This is a genomic window from Lewinella sp. LCG006, assembly GCF_040784935.1.
Taxonomy (GTDB): domain Bacteria; phylum Bacteroidota; class Bacteroidia; order Chitinophagales; family Saprospiraceae; genus Lewinella.
Window position 1 is genome coordinate 139792 of sequence record NZ_CP160680.1, and the last position, 22618, is coordinate 162409.

Below are 22618 nucleotides of genomic sequence, written 5' to 3' on the forward strand. Positions count from 1 at the left end.
TAGCGAATAGTTATATTCCCCAAATATCCTCTTTCTAATCTACCACAAATAATGCTTTACGAATCTGTTTTTCGCTACGAATAATACAGAGGTAGGCACCTTTTGAAAAAGGCGTGGTATCCAGTGTCGATACCGCAGCGTGTTTTTTCCGGTAGACCATTTTACCGTCGGCCGAAAAGATGTCGATCAAGATATCTTCCTGGTACGGGGTTTTGATTTGCATGTGCTCACCCTGAATGACGGGGTTGGGATATAATTCTACAACCGCTTCCGCTGGTAGTGCTTCCGTAGCAGTCACAGGATCTACGTGCAGGTTGATGTTATCGACGTACAAGTTGTTGCCAAAACCGGTATGATTTCTAAAGATCAGCAGTACATCTGTGTACTCCGCATAGGCGCTCAAGTCAATGGTGTCGGTCCGCCATTCGTCCCCACTGGGGGTGAAAGGGGAATCCTGCGCTGGCCGCGTCGCCAGGTCTGCCCCACCTTTGAAATATTCGCTGACCAAGGTAAGGCCACAGTCGGTAGAAAGCAGCACCTCCAGGGAATCTGAATAATTGCCGCCCCAAAGGGTGTAGGCTACGTCGAAGGTAAGGAAAGGGGCTGCTTGCCCACTTAAATCCAGGGCCACCATGATATCGTCCAGTTCTCCACTTTCGAAATAATCGAAATTATTGACCATCATCGATCGGCTGCTATTGTTGAAACCACCGACATTGTTGGCCGCCTGCCAGGTGATTCCATTGTCCGGGTTTTCTACCAAGAAGCCGGAGGGGGGAAAACTGCCTTCAAAGTCTTCGCTCAAAATCGGGCTGGCGGTATTTTGCGCAATAGAAATATAGAGGGAGTCGGTGTCTGAATTTCCTTGTGCATCCGTCACCGTGAGCGTGGTGAGGTAAGTACCGGGTGTATCGTACGTTACTTCGGCCTGGATGTCAGCAGACGTAGCGGGGGTTCCTCCTGCAAACGTCCAGCTCCAGGAAGCTCCTGCGTGGTCGATGATCGAGTGATCAACATAGCGAAAGGGCGCAATTTCACACAATACCGTATCCACAAAACGGTCCACCGATACTTGCGCCACCGGCCGGGAGGGTGCCTCGAACAAAGGACTTTCCCAAACGCCTTTCCCGTAAGAGGCCAACCTGATTTTTGAATCCCGGTAAAAAGGTCGGATAATATTGGTGTTGATCTCTACCGGCAACCCGTCCGCAAAATGTTCCCAATCGCTCATGCTATTGTTGCGGTAATAAATGCTGTTGGAGGTTGCGTAATAAATACCGCCATCGGTGCCGCCGCAAACGGCAATAGACTTACCATTTTGGTTGTTCAGGATGGGCGTAGTCAGGTTGGTCCAACTGAGGCCGCCGTCTTCCGACTTGTAGATACGTTGGCCATTGCCCGTCGATTGAAAAGCAATGTAGACGATGTTCTCATCCAAGGGATCTACCTGTACCAGCATTTTCCGGGTATTGGAAGCGACCGGCAAAGTGAGCTGTTGCCAGGTATTGCCAGCATCGGTGGTCTTCCACAAACGGCCCAGATTCCCGGTGTTCATTTGTTGACAAACGTACATGACCGAAGGAGCTGACCAGGCAATTTCAATATAAGTAATGCGATCATCAATATTGTTGCCAAACGTGGCAAAAAGGTCAAACGTGACACCTAAATCATTAGAACGCCACAACTGATGATCTTTACCCGTGTAAGCGGTGTAATAGGATCGGGGATCAAATTCCAGTTCGGTCGACTGAACGCCCCAGTAGCTCTCATTCGGGTTGATACCAAACTGGAAGCTGGTGACTGGCTCGCCAATTTCCAGTGGCAAGATGCGACCGCCTACTTGCGTAGAATAGACCCTCCGCCCTTCACCAGGATTGACGTAGCCGGATGCCGGTTCGCCACCGCCGAGTTGCAGGAAGTCGCCAGGAGCCCAGTTATCAAAGGAGCTGAGCACTCCGTTGTGGTACAAACCACCTACTGTGACGTCCTCGTTCCAGCCTTGCCCAAAACCCCAGTAATCCGAACCGTGGATACCGGTCATACGTATATCAAAGCCATCGGTGCTGAAAAAGTCGGTAGATCGATAAATACCGCCATCGGTTGTGATCCAGCTCGTGGTACCAATGGACCTGAAATCCTGCATGTCTACGTGCATACGGTAAGGACCTCCTGCGTAACCAGCCAGCGCTGTAAAGGTATTTCCCCCATCGGTAGATTTGTAGAGCGACAAGCCACCCACAAGCAGCTCGTCCGGGTTGGTATTGGAGCACATGAGCGCACAGTTGTAGTACCCCTGATGGTAAGACCAATTGACGGATGCAACCGCCAAATTGATGTGATTTTCATCATAAGGGCCACCAGCCGGACCGTTCGGCAGAGTCCAACTGAGGCCGCCATCATCAGAACGGTAGAGGCCGATGAATCCGGAATCTCCGGTTTTTGATTCGCCGATGAGGTGAGCATAAACCCGGTCGGGATCAGCATCGGAAACGGCCAGCCGCACGCCGCCGTCATTGCGTCCCGGATCGGTAGAGGTGTGCCAGCCGTCGGTTTGGATCGTAAAGGTCAGTCCACCATCGGTGGAGCGGTAAAATTCGCTCAGGTTTTGGGCAGTATTACTTTTAGCCAGGAAGACAATCTGATCGTTGCTGGTATTCAACTTCAAGTCCCAGGCTTTACCGGGTGAGACCAGGTCCCAGTCGATGCCGGCGTCGGTACTGCGGAAGACCCCGTTGAAGGTAGACATCAAGACCACATCGGGCATGGAAGGCATGAAGGCGATCTCGGTGACCCGATTAAAGCCACTCAATACGACCGTCCAGGTGGTGCCACCATCCTCAGAACGAAAAAGAAAACTACCGGAACCCGCCAGCACTAGCTCTGGATTCGTGGGATGAATTTTTATGGCGTCAATCCCCGTACCGATGGTCAGCGGGTCGTTCAGGCTCACATTGAACCAGGTCTCGCCTTCGTCATTGGAGCGGTAAATTTCACCGGGTTCCGTGCCGCTGTAAAGCACACTTGGGTCAGAGAGCGATTGATCCAGACAATAAATATTGGTATGCTGCCCGGAATCATCCCCATCGGTATTGTAGGAATCTACTGGCCCCAGCAAAGTCCAGCTGCCACTTCTGCCCGCTGCCGGTGCTTGCCGCATCGTTTGCTCTCGTCGTTGCAAGACCTCGGCCTCGGTGGGCAAAGCATAATGTCCGTCTGCCTGGATGTAAGCATCAATGGTTTTTCGCCACTTTTTGTAATACTGGGTATGGTATGATTTCTCCAACACCCGCTCGCGGTAATATGCCTGAAAAGCAGCATCTACCGCGAAGACATTGGGATCGTCTTCGTACATCAGCTGGGCCCATTGTGGCAAGGAGGCAATTTCAGCAGCAGCAGGCTTTTCCAGTATTTGCGCAAAGCTCAGATTCGCAAATAGCATCATACAAACGAACAGTAAATTTTTCATACCAACAATTATGTCTATTGAGTGAAGCCGAAAACATACAAAGAAGAATCGGCAGTCTTCTACCGAAAATAATGAATGTACAGGGGGAGACATAAAGTAAGGTAAGGTAAGATACCATTCACCATCTCATGTCTAATCAACAAGAAACGTTTTACTGCCCTGCCGTACTCCATCATCCAACTGTAGCAGGTAGCTACGTCTGGTCAGTTCACCCCCAGCACTGTTCCCCCTAAAAAGTAAATCCTGGTCATTGTCCCCATCTACATCTGCAAAGGCGACCGCCCCAAATAGTACCGCTGCAAAAGGAGTATTGGGTACTTCGCTAAAATTCATCCGACACTTGTTCAAATGGAGAATCACTAGCCTCGATAAAGACCTGGGTGTTAATTTTTTGCGTAATATAAATCATAAAATATGCGATTGATTTATCGTTTTTTGTATCTGGTCATCACGAAAAATGGTCTTGATTCAATATCCCCTATCCTTCACCATATACCGAGCCAAAATCCTGCTCTTCTCGAGGTCAATTACATAGATCCAGTCTTCGCTCAATTGCCCCAACAAGCAATCTTCCTCAAGTTTTAGGATTTTTGGTTGATTCATCAATCCCTGTTTTCCTAGCGTGGTTTCCGTTAAACCAAAGCGCTGTTCGAGTGGTACGCGATAGTCATTACCATCGTAAGACAATTCAAAATGACGATCTCCCTGGAACATGAATGAACCGCGCACGGAATAATTTTCTTGTAGTAATTTGTTAGCCTCTTCTTCACTAGGAAATACTCCCTGGTAAGCACCTTTTTGGAAACCAAACTTTGATACCAGCGTCCTAATCGTCTGGTTATAAGTATTCGCACCCAACATTGATGTCCCGGTAACGGTACATCCCATCGATTTTCGCGCTAACCTGTATTGACGATCAATATTATAAAATTGCGGTGCAGGTTCTCCAAACGATCTTATTCTCGCATTCCCTTGGTAATAATCGACACCCCCTTGCCCAATATTGATCAAAGCAAGAAATACAAATGGATTTAATAAAATGGCATATTTGGTAGCACTGGACTTCCTGACCAGCAAAATAACGATGGTCAGTACCGTAGTAAATACAGCTGCTGTCATCAAAAAAAACTGGCAAGTAAGCCACGCTCCAAAGGTTCCGAAAGCAAGTATTTTGCCGTCTTCTTTATGCATAAATAGCTCGGTTGAATCGCACTTTCAAACAAGTAGCCACAAAAGCACAGACCTATCTGCTGCCAGGCAGGCTCCGCGACTAATAAGCTCACCCCCAAACCCCGCCAAACCCGAGTTTCTTCTGTGGTTTAGCTACTTCGTCCAGTCCACCGCGTTCCTTGGGAGGAGAAGGCATGGGTTCGATGTCGAAATGTGCCAGGGCAAGGTCGGCCGAGCGCAAGGAGCCATTGACCCAGGCTTGCATATCGGAGATGGCTTCGTTGCACAGATATATGCCTTTGTCTTTGTAGGGTTTCGACAAGTATTTGCGGGTCACACTGTCTTCGGCGTTGAGCCGCCACTGGTGGTAGGCGTACTCAAAGTCGTCTTTGCCGTTCCAGGAACGGTAGCTGGTCAGGATGGGTTCCGGCAAGTTGGTGGCTTCGAAGAGGAGGCACAGTTGCTTCATCATCTCCTCCACCACCGCCTGGGAGGCGGGAAAAATATCCTGGGCCTTGGCTTTTGAAAAGTGCTGCTGCAATTCTGAATCAAACATCGGCTCGATATTTTGCAGTCCTTCCCAAAACTGGCTCTTGCTAAAATCGGTGTACAAGGTCAGGGCGGCAGGGCGATCGTAATGTTTCTCCTTTAGTGTTACCTTTTCCCCGTCGATCTGCAAAGTTTCCAACGCATAGAATGGGTAGATGGCGTTGAGTGGTAGGGTGGTAAAATTGGGACCAAACTGGATGGCAGGCCTACCCGTCATCCCGTTGAGCCACCATGCTTCTTTAAAATAGAGGTTAATTTTCATCAATTCTGCCCCTTCCACTTCGTTGATGGCCTCCCAAAGGCGAGGAGCATTTTTGTGCCGAAACAGCGCGGGCGATTTGTAGAAAATATCGCTGATTCCCTTCACCGCGGTGGCGAGGATGACTTCCTTGGCATGAACAGAGAGGGTATCTTTGCTGAAAGGCGTGGCATTGTTTCCCCGTTCGGCAGCAGCGAGGCGTAGCTCAAAACCGTCCTTGGCATTGTGCAAGCTGTTCAGGTTGGTACTGAGGTAGATAGGAACTTTTCCCTTTATCGCTTTCACGATCGCATCGGGCAGGGTGCTGAATCCATCAATAAAGGTATTGTAAACCGGGTTGTTCGGAAAATCCGCCAACAACTGAAAAGCACCGCCCGCATTGGTGAAGGCCTTGAAGGTATCCGGAAAGCCGGTCGTATCTGCCAACATTCGTACACATTCCTCGGAATAGCCCATGTCGCGGAAGAGGCCCCAGATGTGCCACTTGTTGAGGGTTTTGCCTTTCCATTTTACCTTTTCCCGGATCTCGGTCCATTGGTCAGGCGTGAGTTCTTCGCCCATGGCCCAATTGTTGGCTTTCAGGATGCGGTTAAACGCATTGGCGATGATCTGATTGGGGTCAAGGCCCTGTTCTGTCTGGTCGATTTCGTAGAGTTCCCCCCAGATGCTGTTATCGCTTTCAACGGCATCAGCCACCGAAAAACCCGATCCCCGGAAATAAAAACGGTTCGTGTTTACCGCAGGTTCTCCTTCCCTCACCACTACTTCGCTCTTCATGGGGAAGGGCACAATCTGGTCTTCGAGTTTCAGCTCATGGATCAGGTTCATCAGCTCTTTCATGCTGTCGTTGAAACGCATGCCGCCCTGTTCTTCTTTGATGGTATTGACATCATGGTGCTTATGCTTTCCCGAAACCAGCTCGCCGTTATTGGTCAGTTTGATAATATCCGAATCCAGGCGCCCACCAGTACGGTTAAGGCGCTCAAAAATGGCAATCTTCAATTTGGGCTTTTCCTTCATCAGGCGGTAGGCGGCGTACAATCCGGCCATTCCTGCACCTACAATAGCAATATCGTAGTGCTCTATGCCTTTAACATCTTTAAAATTTCGCATGAATATGGGTGTAAGTTAGGTTGCAGCTAAAGGTAGAAAAAAGGTGCGTAAATCTTATGCTTGATTAATTATAAACCAGCACGCTGAACTTCCTATCCTGATGATGAATTCCGAGAATGCCCCAGCTGTGGGAACTGGAGAACCATTTTTTTTCGTCACAATTGAATCTGTACCAATCAAATTCATTTATTTTCTGCTCAATGAGGTCCACATTTGAATTCGTAATGTCCAAGTGAGCCAACCCGGCCATGGTTTTCCAGGTAGTCATCCTACTCAAGGCTAAATTATATGAAGACTTACAGCACAATGCCGAATAAAGTGTATTGGAGGGCAATTTCGTAAGCTTCAGCGTACCTATTCTACGCCCCGGGTAGTAAGCCCGATGAATAGAAAAGAGTATTTTTTCCGGACTGAGACCTCCACTCATTGAAAACTCTCCTAATTCTAAATACCTGCTAAACAGCGGAGCTATATGCTCCTTTAGTGCTTCAGCCTTTAAGAACAAGACAGGCATCTGTTTACGATCGTACTCCTCTTTTGTTACTGGCTTTTCCTCAACCAGAAAAAATGTAAAAGGTGCAATACTAGAAGTAAAGAAGGTTTCTCTGTTTTCTACAAACCCTTTCTCTATGTCTCTTAATGCTTGGGGCAAAAAGTCGAATACTGTTTTAAAAGACAATGCTAAAGCGTCAATTTGCGCTTGCTGCTCAGCGCTAAATTCATGCCCCAACATTAGCATCGTTTGCAAGATATTATCGACTAAATAAGCGTCCTCCTCCCCAAGGTCTGCTTTTGACAAGTAGTCAATGATTTGTTCCGGAGGTCGATTGGAAACCAAGTGAGTCACCCAACTATCCTGGTCAATAAAAGGATCTTTTCTGGCCAGATCAAATAATACATCGATGGTACTTTCGTCACTGTTCTTTGCAATCAACCAAAGGCTACGTTGTTTGATACGGGTAGACATTGTACCCTCCTCATAGAGCATCCTATCGTAAACAACAAGGAGGTCTTCTAATTTATATTGCTCAAGATTTTCATAAATCCTATCCAGCGTTTTTAAATCTTTTGCTTCAATAGGTGTTGCCAGTGAAGCCAGATAATCATGCACATTTCCAGAATGATTACACGAAGAAATAAAGACGATCACGATAATCCCCATTTGAAAGCGTAGTTGCCTAGCCATCAACAACAACCTACTTGAACTGTACATATTATCTTATTTATAAGTCGATCAATAATACGACCAACATAAGCGCGGAAAATGTCAGAGCAGCAAAACCTATTGAATTCCTACCTCTCCCAAGGGAGTTTCCTGATAACAGAAGAGCGTAAAAGCGTGTGTTTGGTTCGTTGAGCTTACCAATTGATTAGCAAAGCTCAAAAAAAGGAATACGAGGGTAACGAAGAGAAATACGACAAATCTTATCATTGTTGAACCTTTAGCCCTTTAATTCAAAAAAACAATCTCTACCCGCCGGTTGAGCCTTCTACCTTCTTCATCGTCGTTCGTCGCGATTGGGACGGAGGTTCCCTTCCCTTCCGCCACTAATCGGTCGCTGGAAATCCCCTGAGCCACTAAATATTGAAGCACGGCATTGGCTCGGTCCGACGAAAGTTGTTGGTTATAGGCGGAGGTGCCCACATCGTCGGTATGCCCTTCTATCCTGATGCGCTTGTCTGGATGGTCTTTAAGGAAGGTGACCAACTTGTTCAAGTCGAGAAAAGAGTCGGATTTCAGCGTGGAGCTATTGGTTTCAAATTGAATGTTTTTAGTATTCAAGATACTAGCTACCGTTACCCCATTACAATCTTCGGCTAATGCGACCAGAAGTACATCATCAAACAGGTAGTAAGCGTAATTCAAGCCACCGGGCTCCACCACTGTTTGGGTTTGTTGGTCTGCATAAAAATTACCGATTGCCAGGTATTGGTAGCTGCTGTCCACACAGATAGTGTCCGAAATTTTTATCCATTCATCATCAATATCATCTACAATGTTGTCCACATTGATCGTTGGTCGGTAACCAGAAATGCCTTCCCCGTATTTTTCGATCTTATTCACAGAAAGCAGCATTCCGATATTATTGATCTTGATGGAGTTCCCAATCGGTTTCGTCCAGACTTCAAAATAGTACCTTCTCCCTATTTCGAGCGAATCGCGGAACGCGACTTGGAGGAATTCTTTACAATGCTCACCACCTTCGCAACCCAATAGCTTCAGGCCCACCATTACATTCCCACTTCTCGAACGGTAGGAGGCAATCGCAACATTGGGTCGTGCGTTTCGCATTCTCCCCAGCTCCTTTAGTTGTAGAATATCCGGGGACCCCGAATTCGGAGAAAACCAGTTGATCATCGAATCATCAAACTCCACATTGGTGAACATCCAATTGTTAATGGGTATCCGGCAATATTCGAAACCCGGATTAGGCACCAGGTTCTGCCCAACGACGATCTGCTGAAGTAGCGCTACAAAGCAGAAGAGGAAGAGATTTTTCATATTTGTGAGTTTTTAGGTTCTCCCGAGCGTGGAGGATGGGTAGAGCACACCGCTTAAACCGTCATTTCCTTGAATTTTATCCCTAATGCTTTTTGCAGCTCCAGCACTTTTTGCATTTCGCCAGGGATGATCAAAGCAATAGACTGCCCTGTGTTACCTGCCCGGGCGGTTCGGCCGCTTCTGTGGGTATAATAATCTAAATGATCGGGTAGTTGATGGTGCAATACAAAAGCAAGGTTGTTCACATCTATACCTCGCGCCGAAATATCGGTAGATACCAATACCTGAAGGCTTTCGTTTTTGAAGGCACGCATTACCTTGTCGCGTTCTTTTTGGAGCATATCCCCTTCTAGTGCTTCCACCGCAAAACCACTGTCTTTTAATTCTTTAGATAGCTTTTGGGCACCCGCTTTCGTCCGACAGAATATCACCCCTCTTTCGTCCTTTCTTTTACTGAGAATTCTGATGATTACATTTAACTTGTCTTTAATATTGGTATTAATAAAGTGGTGGGAAATGTTTTCATTTACGGATGCATTTCTATTTGCTTCAATGCTGACCACATCAGCCGACATGGTGCCTTCAATAAGCTGTTTGATTTCTTCGGGCATCGTTGCTGAAAACAGCCAGATATTCCACTTTGAGGTATTGTAGGCTAAAATGCTACGCAGCTCTTCTTGAAAGCCCATGCTCAACATCTCATCCGCTTCATCCAGTATCAACGTTTTGACATTAGAGATGTCTACTGCTTCGCGCTCTACCAGGTCAATCAAGCGGCCTGGCGTAGCGACAACGATGTGGGTAGGTCTGGTTAAGGCCCTGATTTGTTTAGTGATCTTTTCACCACCGTAAACGCCTTCTACAAAAATCTTCCCATCAATGTATTTGGTAAATTTGAAGAGTTGCTTTTGAATTTGCTGAACCAGCTCCCGTGTTGGGGCAATGATTAAACCTTGAACTTCTGCTTTAGAAGCATCAATGGAATGCAAGAGCGGCAGGCCAAACGCGGCTGTTTTTCCCGTTCCTGTTTGCGCTAAGCCAATCAAATCGGTCTTACTCCCTAAAAGGGTTGGTATGACCTCTTCTTGAATTTTAGTTGGAAATATTATATCAAGTTCTTTCAGTGCTTTTATGTAAGCCTTACTTATTCCTAGTTCTGAAAATGTTGCCATATTGTTATTGTTCTGGCACGAAGGTAGTTGGATTCTATGACAAATATTGTGTTTTGAGTTGGGCTTTAGCCAGCTATCCCCTTTGGTGTGTTTTTATGCAAATCAACCGACACTATCTCCCCCCACTCTCCTCCACGACGCTTTTTTCTCATTAGCTTTGGTCTTGACAACCTAAATCATCAACTATCTAGTATGACACTACGCAGTGGGCATAACGCTATGCCATTCCTTAAATCGTTCTTTTTATTCCTGGTTTTAACGACCTTTTCCAGCGGTTTATCCGCCCAAATATGGGAGGATACCAACCCTTGGACGGTCCAGGAAGAAGCCACCTTCTCTTCGTTTAATTCCGAGCGAAGGATCATTCCTGATCGCTACTTAACCTATCGGCTGAATGAGCAAACTTTGCGTCCTGTATTACGCAATGCGCCACTCCGCTTCAGCCCACAGGCTGCTGAGGAAGCAACCGTATTGCAATTGCCGGTAGCCGACGGTAGCATGGAGCGTTTTCGAGTATGCTACGCACCAGTATTGGCACCGGGGCTGGCAGCACGTTTCCCCAACATCCGATCTTATGCAGGCATTGGCATCGATGATCCTACGGCCAGCGTACGGCTCGATCTTACGCCTGCCGGGTTTCACGCCATGATTCATTCGGCGCGGCACGGTACGGTTTATATCGACCCTTACGCACAAGGCGATACCGAACACTACATTGTTTATTACAAAAAAGACTTCACCAAAGCCAATCAGAACTTTGCTTGTCTTACGGAAGAAGAGGTCGCGAAAGGCAGTAATGCAGCCCCACTGGATGATCCTGCTCGCAACTTGCTGCAAGGAGACTGCCGCTTACGCACCTACCGCTTAGCGCTGACCTGCACCGGGGAGTACGCTCAGTTTCACGGTGGCACCGTCGAGGGCGTTTTGGCCGCCATGAATACCTCAATGACCCGCGTCAACGGCGTTTTCGAGCGGGATGTGAACGTGACAATGGAAATTGTCGAAAACAACGACCTCCTAATTTTCCTCGATACGGAAACCGACCCTTACGAGGATGGCAACCCTGGGCAAATGATTGGAGAATGCCATACACAATGTATAGACATTATCGGTAGCAACAACTTCGACATTGGCCACATTTTCAGTACCCAAGGCGGCGGGCTAGCGGGCTTGGGTGTCATCTGCTCCCCCAATCGCAAGGGCAACGGCGTGACCGGCATCAACAACCCCGTTGGAGACCCCTTTGACATTGATTACGTCGCCCACGAGATGGGCCACCAGTTTGGCGCTGGACATACGCAGAACAACGATTGCAACCGTAGCGGCTTCTCGGCCATGGAGCCCGGAAGTGCTTCTACCATCATGGGTTATGCAGGAATTTGTTCCCCCAACGTACAATCCAATAGTGATGATTACTTCCACGCCATCAGCATTCAGCAGATGTCCAATTACATCAATAACAATGAAGGCAACAATTGTGCGGTTTTCACCGAAACCGGGAACAACCCTCCTACGGTAGTTGAACTAAACAACTACATCCTGCCCATCGCTACGCCATTCCGGCTGACCGCTATTGGGGAAGATCTCGACGGCGATGCGCTCACTTACTGCTGGGAACAGATGGACAACGAAGTAGGTGACATGCCGCCTCAACCTACCAATACCCAAGGGCCCGTTTTTCGTAGCTTCGACCCTACAGAAAGCCCTACCCGCTATTTCCCACGCCTGAACGACTTGCTCGCCGGAACCGACAACGGATGGGAGTCGCTACCAGCGGTAAGCCGTGCCATGAGCTTTCGCGTAACCTTACGTGACAATAACCTAGGCAGCGGCTGCACCATTGAAGACGACCTGGAACTGACCTTCACGGAAGCTGCCGGCCCCTTTGTTGTACAAAACCCTAACGAACCCGTAGCATGGGTGATCGGACAAATGGAAACCGTCACCTGGGATGTGGCCAACACCGATGCCGCTCCGGTCAGCTGTGCAGTAGTAGATATCCTGCTGTCGCTGGACGGTGGCTTTACCTATCCCATTACGCTGGCTAGCCAAGTGCCAAACAACGGCAACTACGCGCTGCAAGTTCCCAACCAGGTGACCACCATGGCCCGCGTGATGGTCGTCTGTTCTGACAACGTCTTTTTCGACATTTCAGATGAAAACTTTTCCATCAGCGAACCCACAGAACCGACCTTTATTATCGAAGTGTCTCCTCTTAGTCTAGAGGTTTGTAATGACGTGGAAACGGTTGACTATGAACTTGACCTGACGCCCTTTGTGGGCTTTGACCAAATCGTAAACCTGAGCGCAACCGGCGTACCGGTCAATGCAACGGCGACTTTCTCCGACAATGACATTTTGCCTACAGCAAGCTCTACCCTTACCATTAGCAACCTGATGGAGGTAGCCGGTGGTGTCTATGAGATCATGCTTAATGGTACGACAGACTCCATCAGCATTGATCGCTCGGTGGAGTTGACCGTCGTCAGCGGTACACTCGACGATTTGGCACTGTCTCTGCCTGTAGACGGCGCAATTGCTCAGGAAGCCAATACCTTATTGACATGGGAGCTCCTCCCCTCTGCCAGTGGCTACTTTGTTGAGATTGCCACCAACCCTGCCTTCGGTGCAACGGTGATAGAAACGGCCACCTTAGACCAAAATATCAATACCTATCAGCCACAAAACCTCCTTCCGAGTACCGTCTACTATTGGCGAATTGCGGCCGATAATTTATGTGGGCGGGGTGCATCCTCGGCATTTTTTGCGTTCCAGACCATAGGTAATGATTGCATCACCTACACCAGTGGTGATGTACCGGTGAACATATCCAACAATGATGTAGGCACCTTCTTTGCGACCATCAACATCCCGGATGATTTGACCATCAATACCATGACGAGTAGTATGGAGGTTTCCCATACCTGGGTAGGCGACCTCAATGCAGTGCTGGAGTCGCCACAAGGCGTAACCATCAATTTGTTTAACCAACCGGGCATTACTACCTCCAACTTCGGCTGTGATCAAGACAACCTGCTGCTGACCTTCGACGACGCGGCAGAGGATGATGCCTCCGTACTGGATGCCACTTGCGGCAACGAGGGCGGCTACGCCATTAACGGAACTTTCCAACCTGTTGATCCGCTGGGCACTTATGCCGGCAGCTCTTCTCTGGGCGTTTGGACCTTGGCGATTACCGATAATTTCGATCAGGATGGTGGTCAATTGGAAAGCTGGAGCCTGGACATTTGTTTAGGCCATCCACCAGTTGTAGCCCCTACCCTGGTCAACAATATTTTCGTTCTGGAAGCTGGCACTACAGCGAGCATTCCAAACAGTCACTTGCTGGCGAACCTGCCCGGAGAAGACGCGGCCACTATGGTTTTTACGCTACTTAGCCTGCCCGCAGAAGGCACCTTGATGCTTGATGAGGCTCCCGTTGCGGTTGGAGTTTCCTTTACCCAAGCCGACATCAACGATGGACGCCTGGTTTACACCAATACCAACCTTGACGCTACGCAAGACGACTTCCGCTTTAGCCTAATCGCCCCTAATGGTGGCTGGATACCCAACGAGACTTTTACCATCCAGTTTGGGACGAGCACTTTGGTTGGTGCTTCTTACGTAAGCGAAATTATCGTGTGCGCCGGCGACACCGATGGACAGATCACCGTCAACGCTACGGGGCCCGATGCGCCCTTTACTTACAGCCTGGATGGAGAGAGCTTTCAGATCTCTAACGTCTTTACGGAATTGGCCGCAGGTACCTACCTGGTGACGGTCATGGATGCTCTTGGAAACACCGTGCTCACCAATACAGTAGAGCTGGCAACGGGTACGAGTATCATTGTAGCAGCCATGGCCACTGATAATACCATCAATGTGACATCTACGGGAGGTTCAGGAATGCTGACTTACAGCATTGATGGCGAGAACTTTCAATCGGAAAATGAGTTCGCTGATTTGCCCAACGGCACTTATGAAATTACCGTCATGGACGAAAATGGCTGTATCGGCACCTCCTCTCCGATTACGATCAACCTCATCCAAAGTGCGACCATCGCTACGACAAGCCCCGATTGTACCGACAATGAAAACGGTGTACTGATCATCACGGACGTGGTGGGCGGAGAAAGCCCTTACCAGTACAGTATCGACGGTGAAGTGTTTAGCGACAACAATACTTTTGAAGGCTTATCAGCAGGTTTCTATCCAGTAAGCATCATGGATGCGCAGGGCAATATCTTTATTGCAGGGATTTTCTCAGTAGAAGATGCGCCGGAGATAGTCCTTGCTATCGAAGTGATCGAAAACACCATAATGGCAGCGGCTACTGGCGGCACCGGCGAGTTGATGTACAGCATCGATGGCGGACTGAGCTTTCAAGACAGCGGCACCTTTGCCGATTTACCCGATGGCGAATACATCATTATCGCGGTGGATGCGAATGATTGCACCGTCAGTTCGGAAGTGATCACGATCGACATCGTTGGCGTCGCAAATCTGGCTTTCGATTTGCACTTTAGCCTGTATCCCAACCCCGTCAGTACCCAGCTTACCCTGGAGCTACAATCACCTACCGCACGGGATATTCGTATCCTGGTGTATGATGTAGCTGGTCGTTTGCTACTGGAACAAAGCGTCATTAAACCCGGTGATTATCTGAAAACCACGATCGATGTACAACACTTACCAGCCGGAAGCTACGAAGTGATCGTTTCCGATAACGAAAGCAAAGGCAGGAGTCGTTTCGTAAAAATGTAGAAAAAGCTGGAGGCGATTTTTACAAGCAAGCGTTCCTTGGCTAATTGGCCGGGGAACGCTTTTTTTTGTCAGAGCCCCTAACAATAACATTGATACCATCTCTTATTACGAAACCAACCAAACGGATACGGATCTGCTGGTCTTCCAATATACTTATTCCGATTTTGATAGCACTGTCGAACTGAATTCGGCCTTGAATCCCGTTTATAACTATTCTTTTAGCACCTATGATCCTTGGCTTGGCCTTGCATTTGTTAATGCATGACTTCTCTAAACTTAGTTAGACGCTAGTGCTTTTTGGTCTACTGTTTTTTACGACCTTTTATACCACTTGCACAACCATACAAATATTCTACATATTCCACTTCAAATCCATGATCCTTGAAAATCTCCAACACTCCCCTTGAGTTCTTGAATCTATTCGTGTATTCTCCTAGCATTTTATAGCTTTCTGGGTTTTTCAAAAACAACTCACCCAATATTGGTATCACCTTATTCAGATAAAACATGTAGAATATTTTCAACACCCTCATTCTGGGTTCAGATACATCAATTAGTGAAAATTTGCCTCCTGGGATCAGTAATCTATCAATCTCTTTAGCTAATTTTTTCAATTGCTCTTCATTGAAGGTCTTCATACCGAACCCAGAGACCACATAATCCGCTTCTTCGTCTTCTATTCCATTGTCGAATACATTTTCTTTCCGGATTTCGATGTCATATCCTTCATATTTTCGTCTGTTTTTCTCCGCTCTTTTTATCATTTCGCTCGATATATCAAGCGCGATCAATTTCTTTACCCTCTTCTCTTTTGATAGAATATATTTCCAACACTCCCCCATTCCCGTCATCAGGTCGATTACAGTTGATTCTTCGCCGATTTCTATCTCATTTATAAACTTCCGTCGCCATCTTTCACTGAATCCAAATGATGTGATCACATTCATTAGCGAATAAGAACTACTCATATTATTGAATAATTCCTCTACATATTTTGGGTCGTAAATCTTTTCCATTTCATGAAGTTAGGTCTTTTGTTGACTATTTCTATATCTTCTTTTAGCCCTCCCATTTCAAAAACATCACGCGTTGAACCTCCCCCGCAACAAACCCCATAAGCCCAGTAACGGCCCTACCGCCAACACTATAAACAAGTAAGCCGGTTCCACCTCCAACTGCAAATAGTTGAGCAACTGAATACTCAGAATGGTGATCGCAAAACCAAGGCAATTGACAATCGTCAGAGCGGTACCTTTTTGCTCAGCGGGGGCATTTTGGGCCACCAGGGTAGAAAATTGCGGCGAGTCGGCCACTACCATCATGCCCCAAAAAAACAGGAATAACACGAATACCTCCACAGGGGCATACAGAAAAAACAAAGGCGAAAGCAGGCAACATAAGCCCGAAAAGGCCAAAGCTACCGCCGCAACCTTGCGAGCTCCAACACGCAGCGATAAATAGCCACCCAACACGCAGGCCACACTCCCGACGCCAATAATCACAAAGGACAAAACAGCAATGCTATAACTAGCCGCGGGGTGCAGCTCGCTATAAGCCAGCAAAGCAACCGGCACAAAGGCCCAAAAGGCATACAGCTCCCACATGTGGCCAAAGTACCCAAAGGCCGCTGCCCGGAAAGAGCGGTTGCTAAAGACCCTAAAAAATGCCCTTAGGTCGATCCCTTGTCCTGCTCGTCGGTGAGGACCATCTGGTACCAACACCAGCATCAAGCCACCTCCCAACAACGCCAAGCCAGAGGTTGACAACAATACAAACCGCCAGGGCCACTCACCACTGAAAGCCTGCAACAAATGCGGAAAAGCCGTCCCCAACACCAATGCACCCACCAAATATCCCAGCGATTTGCCCAGGCCCTGCGCGTAATAATCCGCCGCAATCTTCATCCCCACCGGGTAAATGCCCGCCAGACTGCACCCCATCAAAAACCGCAACAGCAGTAGCGTGAAGGGCGTATTGAAAGCACCAATAGAGACGATATTGAACAACGCCCCCAGCAAAGCACAGACAAAAAACACCCTTGCCGGCGAAAACCGATCGGCTATCGTCAGCAAAGCAAACAGCAAGGTACCCGTAATAAACCCAAACTGTACCGCAGAAGTAAGATCGCCCAATGCACTCACCGGCAAGGAGAAATCTATCACCAGATCGGCCATCACCGCATTACCAGCAAACCACAAGGAAGTACAGCAAAACTGAGCAATTACAATGACGGGAAGGATGTGGCCAGGTATTTTCATACCTGCGAAAATAGGTGATTTTGAAATCGGAAGTGGGAAATCGGAAGTCGGAATTATTTAGGAAGCACCAAAAAACGCTTATGTGTTCTTTTATGTACTTATATGGTTCAAAAAAAGGAACCGGAAGCAGCTAAAAGCTCTACTCCCGGTTCCTATATCCGACTTTGTTTTGTTATGTTCATTTAGTGGCAGTGAACCAATTCAGCTTCGCGTGTCCTATTAATTCCGACTTCCCACCTCTGACTTCCGACTTTATCAGCCTCTCCTTCTAGATGAAAATTACATGCGTCCCTTCTCCTTCGGCGCGTCCGTAAAAATCACCTACGGTGAGTACGCCGTCCAGGTCCTCGATAAGGTCTTTTTCTTCGAGGTCAAACATGTCCATAGCGAGCTTACAAGCCCACATTTTGGTGCCAGAAGCAGAAAGGATTTCCAGGAACTCGCCGATAGGAGGAATATCCAAATCCTCAATCTTTTTCTTCATCATTTTGGTAGCCATCGCCTCCACACCAGGCAGTCCACCCAATACGCTGGGGATGTGCATCGCGGGGTTGCCTACCGTAGCTACGTGCAGATGCTCCAGCTTAGCCTTTTGGATAGCCTCCAAGCCGAAGAAGGTGAAGAAAATCTCAGATTCAATCCCTTCCATCCGAGCTCCATTGGCCAAAATAAAGCAGGCGTATACATTGTCTAAAGTCGCTTTAGACAAGATGAGCATCATCTTTTTGACTTTATGATTCTTTTGCATGATTGTTTTTTTTAGTTGGCAAAACCTTTGGTTAGCCACTAAAGCACCAAAACACTAAAGTTCACAAAAATATATTCCGTGCTATTCCGTGCTTTAGTGCTTTCGTGGCTATCCACGAAACGCTGATTAGATACAACTCACCGGCTTAGGAATCCCCGCAATTCTGCTCGCTTTTTTCAAAGGTCCTTCGGGAAAGAGTTGGTAAAAGGCTTTGATATCCGTCACGCCACTCTTGCCTATTTTGCGGATCGTCAGCGGTAATTGCTGACGGTATTGATCCTGAAGATAGGCGATCACTTCCCAGTGCTGAGGGGTCATGGTGATACCTTCTTCCTTAGCAATCTCCTCGCCTACTTCTTTGGTCCATTCTTCGAGGTTCATCAGGTAGCCTTCTTCGTTACAAGCTACATTGGTTCCAGCATATGTTTTCGTTGCCATGGTATTGTTGATTGTTGTTGGTGGATGGTTGATTGTTGTTGTTGGTGGATGGTTTACCCTACGGGCACTGGCTCAATGTCTTTCCCAGCCGTCGCCATCGCGGAAGACACGAAGGGGATTGGTTTTCCGGTGATGAGCATATTCCAGTAAATCCAGCGGAATGCCAGCTTGCCCCAGTGGTTTACCTTGCTTTCTTTGAGGAGTTTCAGCGGGCCTACCCCGGGTAGTGGGAAGGTACCGGTCACTGGTTCCTGGTCGTAGTTGAAGTCGATCAGCAAGGCTTTGCCATTGCCTGTTTCCACAAAACAGTTGGCGTGGCCATCAAAGCTACCCTTCAGTTCTTCGCCAGCGATGTAGGCCAGGATGTTTTCCGTCAGGATTTCGGCTTCAAAGTGGGCCACAGACCCCGCCTTAGAAGCTGGCACATTGGTAGCATCGCCGATCACGAAGATGTTGTCCTTGACCAAACTTTGCAGCGTCGCCTTGTCGGTGGGCACAAAGTTCAGGTCATCGCCGATACCAGAACGCTCGATCATTGGATTACCCATATTGGTGGGCACCGTCACCAGCAGGTCGTAATCTACTTCCTGGCCACCGTAATCATAGATTTTGCGTGCTTCACCATCTACCCGCTCAATGTTAAAATTGGGAACAATGCGAATGTTTTTCTGCTCCAGCAAGTAGTTCAGTTCCTTGGTCGCACGCGGCTTTGTGAAAGCACCATCCATTGGCGTCACAAAGGTGAGGTCTACCTTATCCCGCATGCCTTTGTTCTTGAAGAAAGAATCGGCCAGGAAAGCAAACTCTAGCGGAGCTACCGGACACTTGATGGGCATCTCACAGATGTGTACCACCATTTTACCTCCTTCCCAATCCATCAGTTTCTTACGCAGATTACTCGCGCCACTGAAGGTGTAAAAGTCGAATACGCTCTCTTGCCAGTGTTCGCCCAACATTCCCTCAATTTCTTGCGGCGCAATATCGGTGCCCGTAGCGATAATCAGCAAATCATAGTCCAGCACCTCACCATTACCCAGGTACACCTGGTTATCGTCCTTCGCAATCCGGTCGATGGGTTCGCGCACCAGCTTCACTCTTTTCGGAATAAACTGGTCGATAGACTTGACAATCTGCTCGGGTTGGTAAATGTCGAAAGGCACAAACAGGTACCCAGGTTGGTAATAATGTGCTTTTTCCTTGTCGACAATTGTGATTTGCCATTCCTTGGTCGGCAGCTTCTTGCTCAGATGGTTGGCCATCATCGTTCCCGCAGTACCGGCACCTAAGATCAACAGGTTTTTCATATTGTTAGTTATCTAATTCCTAACAAAACTAGGTGATCCCAACGCCAGCGCCATTGATTTTCATCAACCAAACATGTGATTTTCATCATATTTCATAAAGCAGGCAAAAAACAGCCCGTGTATTGATGTGGTGCCGATCGGCACCAGGCTGTCCGCTGCTTCGCTCCGGGCTCCGTAGTCGGGTATAAAACCCGACGCTACGGAGCCCGGAGTGGAGCGACTACTATCCTCGTATGTTTGTGACATGATCATTCCCTCTTAGGTTTAGCGGCCTAAAATAGTGATCTTACTTCTAGCAAAACAAAAAATCTTAGGTGTCCTTAGGTGCCTTATGTGGTTCAAAAAACCCTATGTGGGGAAAAACGGCACCCCGCACCAAAAGAAAATCAAAATACCACGTACCCAGTACACAATACCCAGTACCATCCACCCCTACTCCAACCGCAGATAATCCAACTCCAGGCGAAAAGTTTGAGCTTCTTTGTTACCGATCAGGAAAGCAACCTCAGCAAGTTGCTCGCCGGGGTAGTTGGGCATCCGCAATTTGCGGCCTCGGAAGGTGGGGTACATCTCGGCCAGAGGTACGGTGATTTCCTCCCATTCGCCGCTGGTAGTGAAGTAGTAAATGTAAGAATGGGCATCGTTGAGGCTGCTCTTGAAGCGGAGTTGATAGCGCCGCCCATCGCCCTTGAGCCGAATGACACAGTGGCTGTAATCCCCCACCGGAATAGCCGAAAAACGGTGCCGAACAGAGGAGAATCCACCGTTATTTTCCAGCGACACTTCACCATAAAACAAGCCATTACCAGCCTCATTGATTTTGAAGTGCCCATCCGAGCGGCCACCCATCACCACGTCATCAACAACGCGCCAGGCAGCGAGATCAGTATCGATAGTAAAATCAAATAGCAGTGGTGCCGTAGCCATAAGCAAGAGATTGATGCTGAGAATTAGAGCTTTCATGACTATGAAATAATCCTTGGCCCAAATTGTTTCCCCTGAAGGCAAGATTTAGCCAGATGTAGGGGATGGCATTATAGTAGTGCATCCGAAAAAGTGTAAACGTTGTAAAAGTGTAAGGGTGTAAAAGTGTAATGGTGTAAGGGTAGGCTGTTCAATCTGACCTATCTGGGCTGAGACGTATTTAGCTTGAATTCACGCCCCCTGCCTGCTCGGCAGCTTCGCTGGCAGGGGTCGTGAACACAGCCCAAAAAGCGTCTCACCCCTTTACCACCAGATGGTACAGCCTAGGTGTAAAGATGTCAGTAGGAGCCATCAGAAGTAGTTGATGCTACTAGCGTCAATCAACCAACCCTTACACCTTTACACTTTTCAAACTTTTACACTTTTCAAAGTCTGAAGTCGGAATTTTTGAACTCGCAAATCGCACGCACCCCGCACAAATAAACGGTTCTACTCAACCAAAAGGAAACCATAATACCAAGTACAAAACACCTAGTACTACCTCCCTTACCGCTTCTTTTTCTTCTTCTTATTCCGCCGATCGGCTTTCTTGCGGCCGCGTTTTTCTTCGAGCTCGCGGCGGGTGAGTTTTACTTTGGTATTTTTAAATTTCTTGTCGTGGAAGGCTCCTTCGCCACGAGGGGCCATCTTTACCCGCACGTTGGGTACCCGCAGGTTAGGCATCTCTTCGGGGATCAGCTCTTCCGACACTTCAACCTCCTCGGGCATAGGTAGGACCTCCACCGTTTTTTGCATCAACTCTTCTGCCGCCTCCAACCAAGGCTTTTCCTCATCGGTAACAAAAGTAAGGGCAGCCCCCTCCTTGTCCAATCGGCCGGTACGCCCGATCCGGTGGATGTAGTCTTCGGCCGCGGTAGGGGTATCCAGATTGATGACGTGCGAAACATCATCTATGTCCATCCCTCGTGAGATCAAATCCGTCGCAATGAGGATGCGAATTTCCCCGGCGTGGAATTTACGCAGCACTTCAAAACGGAAATTCTGACTCTTGTTGCCGTGGATGACTCCCATTTCTTCTTCAAAATCGGGGACCAGTTGCTCGTAAGCCATATCGGCCAGTCGCTTGCTAGGGGCAAAAACCAGGGTACGTTGGTAGGTCTCCTTATCGTGGAGCAGGTGCTGTAGTAAGTTGAGCTTGGTGCGGTAGTTGGGAACGTGATAAACCGTCTGGGTGATGTTCTCCAGCGGTGTCCCTACCCTGGCGGCCTCAATGATGACGGGGTAATCGAAGGTGGTATCAATCACTTCCTGCACATCTTCCGTCATGGTAGCCGAGAAAAGCAGGTTTTGCCGCTTCTTGGGCAGAATATCAATGATCTTCGTCAATTGGGGCCGAAAACCCAGGGCCAACAACTCATCAACTTCGTCGAGAATGAGGTGGCGAATTTCTTTAAAACGCAGTGCTCCCTGGAGGGCGAGGTCAAAAATTCGGCCAGGCGTGCCCACCAGCACATCCAGCCCGTCTTCTACGACCGCCTGATGACGTTTCATGTTTACACCACCGTACACACCTACCACAACAACCGTCTGATAAGCAGTGATGCGCTCTATTTCTTCGACGACCTGCATGACCAGTTCGCGGGTAGGTACCATGATGAGCACCTGTGGTAGTCGGTGCTTCTGGAACTTCCACATCCGTAGTACCGGCAACAGGTAGGCCAGCGTTTTTCCGGTACCCGTTTGGGCAATACCGATGACATCTTTACCGGACATGATCACGGGAAAGGCACGCTCCTGAATGGGCGTTGGCGTCTCTAAGCCAGCTTCTGCCAGGGCTTTGAGTTGCGACTTCGAAAGGTTAAAATCTGTAAATTTCACGGCGCAAAGGTAGCAGTTTTTGGAGGAATTCTCGCTTTTTTAAACCAGATGAGGAAATAGAAGGGATGATAA

15 protein-coding genes are annotated in these 22618 nt (G+C 48.1%); 1 reads left to right on the top strand and 14 read right to left on the bottom strand.

Going from position 1 to position 22618, the window contains the following annotated elements; all coding sequences use genetic code 11:
• Positions 1-34: 34 nt before the first annotated feature.
• From AB0L18_RS00475 to AB0L18_RS00505, 7 genes are all read right to left on the bottom strand, one after another.
• A complete protein-coding gene (locus AB0L18_RS00475) occupies positions 35-3466 on the bottom strand; it encodes a choice-of-anchor J domain-containing protein (RefSeq protein ID WP_367390623.1) in 3432 nt (1143 codons plus the stop codon).
• Positions 3467-3598: 132 nt separating this feature from the next.
• Positions 3599-3799 (bottom strand): hypothetical protein, encoded by a 201-nt coding sequence (locus tag AB0L18_RS00480; RefSeq protein ID WP_367390624.1) that lies wholly within the window; start codon positions 3797-3799, stop codon positions 3599-3601.
• A gap of 135 nt (positions 3800-3934) precedes the next feature.
• Entirely contained in the window at positions 3935-4657 is a 723-nt protein-coding gene (locus tag AB0L18_RS00485; RefSeq protein WP_367390625.1) for a hypothetical protein, read from the bottom strand.
• 88 nt (positions 4658-4745) lie between these two features.
• Positions 4746-6557, bottom strand: a complete 1812-nt coding sequence (locus AB0L18_RS00490; RefSeq protein ID WP_367390626.1) for a flavin monoamine oxidase family protein — start codon at positions 6555-6557, stop codon at positions 4746-4748.
• A gap of 64 nt (positions 6558-6621) precedes the next feature.
• Positions 6622-7743: a DUF6183 family protein gene (locus tag AB0L18_RS00495; RefSeq protein ID WP_367390627.1), complete on the bottom strand. Its 1122-nt coding sequence runs from the start codon at positions 7741-7743 to the stop codon at positions 6622-6624.
• 264 nt (positions 7744-8007) lie between these two features.
• Positions 8008-9060: an OmpA family protein gene (locus tag AB0L18_RS00500; protein WP_367390628.1), complete on the bottom strand. Its 1053-nt coding sequence runs from the start codon at positions 9058-9060 to the stop codon at positions 8008-8010.
• Positions 9061-9113: 53 nt separating this feature from the next.
• The gene (locus AB0L18_RS00505) at positions 9114-10232 is read right to left on the bottom strand and encodes a DEAD/DEAH box helicase (RefSeq protein ID WP_367390629.1); all 1119 of its coding nucleotides are present in this window, start codon (positions 10230-10232) and stop codon (positions 9114-9116) included.
• A gap of 192 nt (positions 10233-10424) precedes the next feature.
• On the opposite strand from AB0L18_RS00505, the gene AB0L18_RS00510 reads away from it, so the two are divergent.
• Complete coding sequence (locus tag AB0L18_RS00510; protein WP_367390630.1) at positions 10425-14996, top strand: reprolysin-like metallopeptidase; 4572 nt, start codon at positions 10425-10427, stop codon at positions 14994-14996.
• A gap of 302 nt (positions 14997-15298) precedes the next feature.
• On the opposite strand, the gene AB0L18_RS00515 is transcribed toward AB0L18_RS00510, so the two are convergent.
• The 7 genes from AB0L18_RS00515 to AB0L18_RS00545 form a co-directional block, all read right to left on the bottom strand.
• Positions 15299-16012 carry a class I SAM-dependent methyltransferase gene (locus AB0L18_RS00515; protein ID WP_367390631.1) on the bottom strand — a complete coding sequence of 238 codons (714 nt, stop codon included), beginning with the start codon at positions 16010-16012 and terminating at the stop codon, positions 15299-15301.
• Between the two features lie 66 nt (positions 16013-16078).
• Positions 16079-17254: a nitrate/nitrite transporter gene (locus AB0L18_RS00520; RefSeq protein ID WP_367390632.1), complete on the bottom strand. Its 1176-nt coding sequence runs from the start codon at positions 17252-17254 to the stop codon at positions 16079-16081.
• Between the two features lie 268 nt (positions 17255-17522).
• Positions 17523-18002: a DsrE/DsrF/DrsH-like family protein gene (locus tag AB0L18_RS00525; protein WP_367390633.1), complete on the bottom strand. Its 480-nt coding sequence runs from the start codon at positions 18000-18002 to the stop codon at positions 17523-17525.
• Between the two features lie 126 nt (positions 18003-18128).
• Positions 18129-18440, bottom strand: a complete 312-nt coding sequence (locus AB0L18_RS00530) for a TusE/DsrC/DsvC family sulfur relay protein (RefSeq protein WP_367390634.1) — start codon at positions 18438-18440, stop codon at positions 18129-18131.
• A 53-nt stretch (positions 18441-18493) separates the two neighbouring features.
• The gene (locus tag AB0L18_RS00535; protein WP_367390635.1) at positions 18494-19744 is read right to left on the bottom strand and encodes an NAD(P)/FAD-dependent oxidoreductase; all 1251 of its coding nucleotides are present in this window, start codon (positions 19742-19744) and stop codon (positions 18494-18496) included.
• A 432-nt stretch (positions 19745-20176) separates the two neighbouring features.
• Entirely contained in the window at positions 20177-20707 is a 531-nt protein-coding gene (locus AB0L18_RS00540) for a CIA30 family protein (protein WP_367390636.1), read from the bottom strand.
• A 507-nt stretch (positions 20708-21214) separates the two neighbouring features.
• The gene (locus AB0L18_RS00545; RefSeq protein WP_367390637.1) at positions 21215-22546 is read right to left on the bottom strand and encodes a DEAD/DEAH box helicase; all 1332 of its coding nucleotides are present in this window, start codon (positions 22544-22546) and stop codon (positions 21215-21217) included.
• Between the last annotated feature and the right edge of the window lie 72 nt (positions 22547-22618).

Coding starts and splice junctions, on each gene's coding strand:
- AB0L18_RS00475 (WP_367390623.1), bottom strand. CDS start 3,466: ATGAAAAATTTACTGTTCGTTTGTATGATGCTATTTGCGAATCTGAGC.
- AB0L18_RS00480 (WP_367390624.1), bottom strand. CDS start 3,799: ATGAATTTTAGCGAAGTACCCAATACTCCTTTTGCAGCGGTACTATTT.
- AB0L18_RS00485 (WP_367390625.1), bottom strand. CDS start 4,657: ATGCATAAAGAAGACGGCAAAATACTTGCTTTCGGAACCTTTGGAGCG.
- AB0L18_RS00490 (WP_367390626.1), bottom strand. CDS start 6,557: ATGCGAAATTTTAAAGATGTTAAAGGCATAGAGCACTACGATATTGCT.
- AB0L18_RS00495 (WP_367390627.1), bottom strand. CDS start 7,743: ATGGCTAGGCAACTACGCTTTCAAATGGGGATTATCGTGATCGTCTTT.
- AB0L18_RS00500 (WP_367390628.1), bottom strand. CDS start 9,060: ATGAAAAATCTCTTCCTCTTCTGCTTTGTAGCGCTACTTCAGCAGATC.
- AB0L18_RS00505 (WP_367390629.1), bottom strand. CDS start 10,232: ATGGCAACATTTTCAGAACTAGGAATAAGTAAGGCTTACATAAAAGCA.
- AB0L18_RS00510 (WP_367390630.1), top strand. CDS start 10,425: ATGACACTACGCAGTGGGCATAACGCTATGCCATTCCTTAAATCGTTC.
- AB0L18_RS00515 (WP_367390631.1), bottom strand. CDS start 16,012: ATGGAAAAGATTTACGACCCAAAATATGTAGAGGAATTATTCAATAAT.
- AB0L18_RS00520 (WP_367390632.1), bottom strand. CDS start 17,254: ATGAAAATACCTGGCCACATCCTTCCCGTCATTGTAATTGCTCAGTTT.
- AB0L18_RS00525 (WP_367390633.1), bottom strand. CDS start 18,002: ATGCAAAAGAATCATAAAGTCAAAAAGATGATGCTCATCTTGTCTAAA.
- AB0L18_RS00530 (WP_367390634.1), bottom strand. CDS start 18,440: ATGGCAACGAAAACATATGCTGGAACCAATGTAGCTTGTAACGAAGAA.
- AB0L18_RS00535 (WP_367390635.1), bottom strand. CDS start 19,744: ATGAAAAACCTGTTGATCTTAGGTGCCGGTACTGCGGGAACGATGATG.
- AB0L18_RS00540 (WP_367390636.1), bottom strand. CDS start 20,707: ATGAAAGCTCTAATTCTCAGCATCAATCTCTTGCTTATGGCTACGGCA.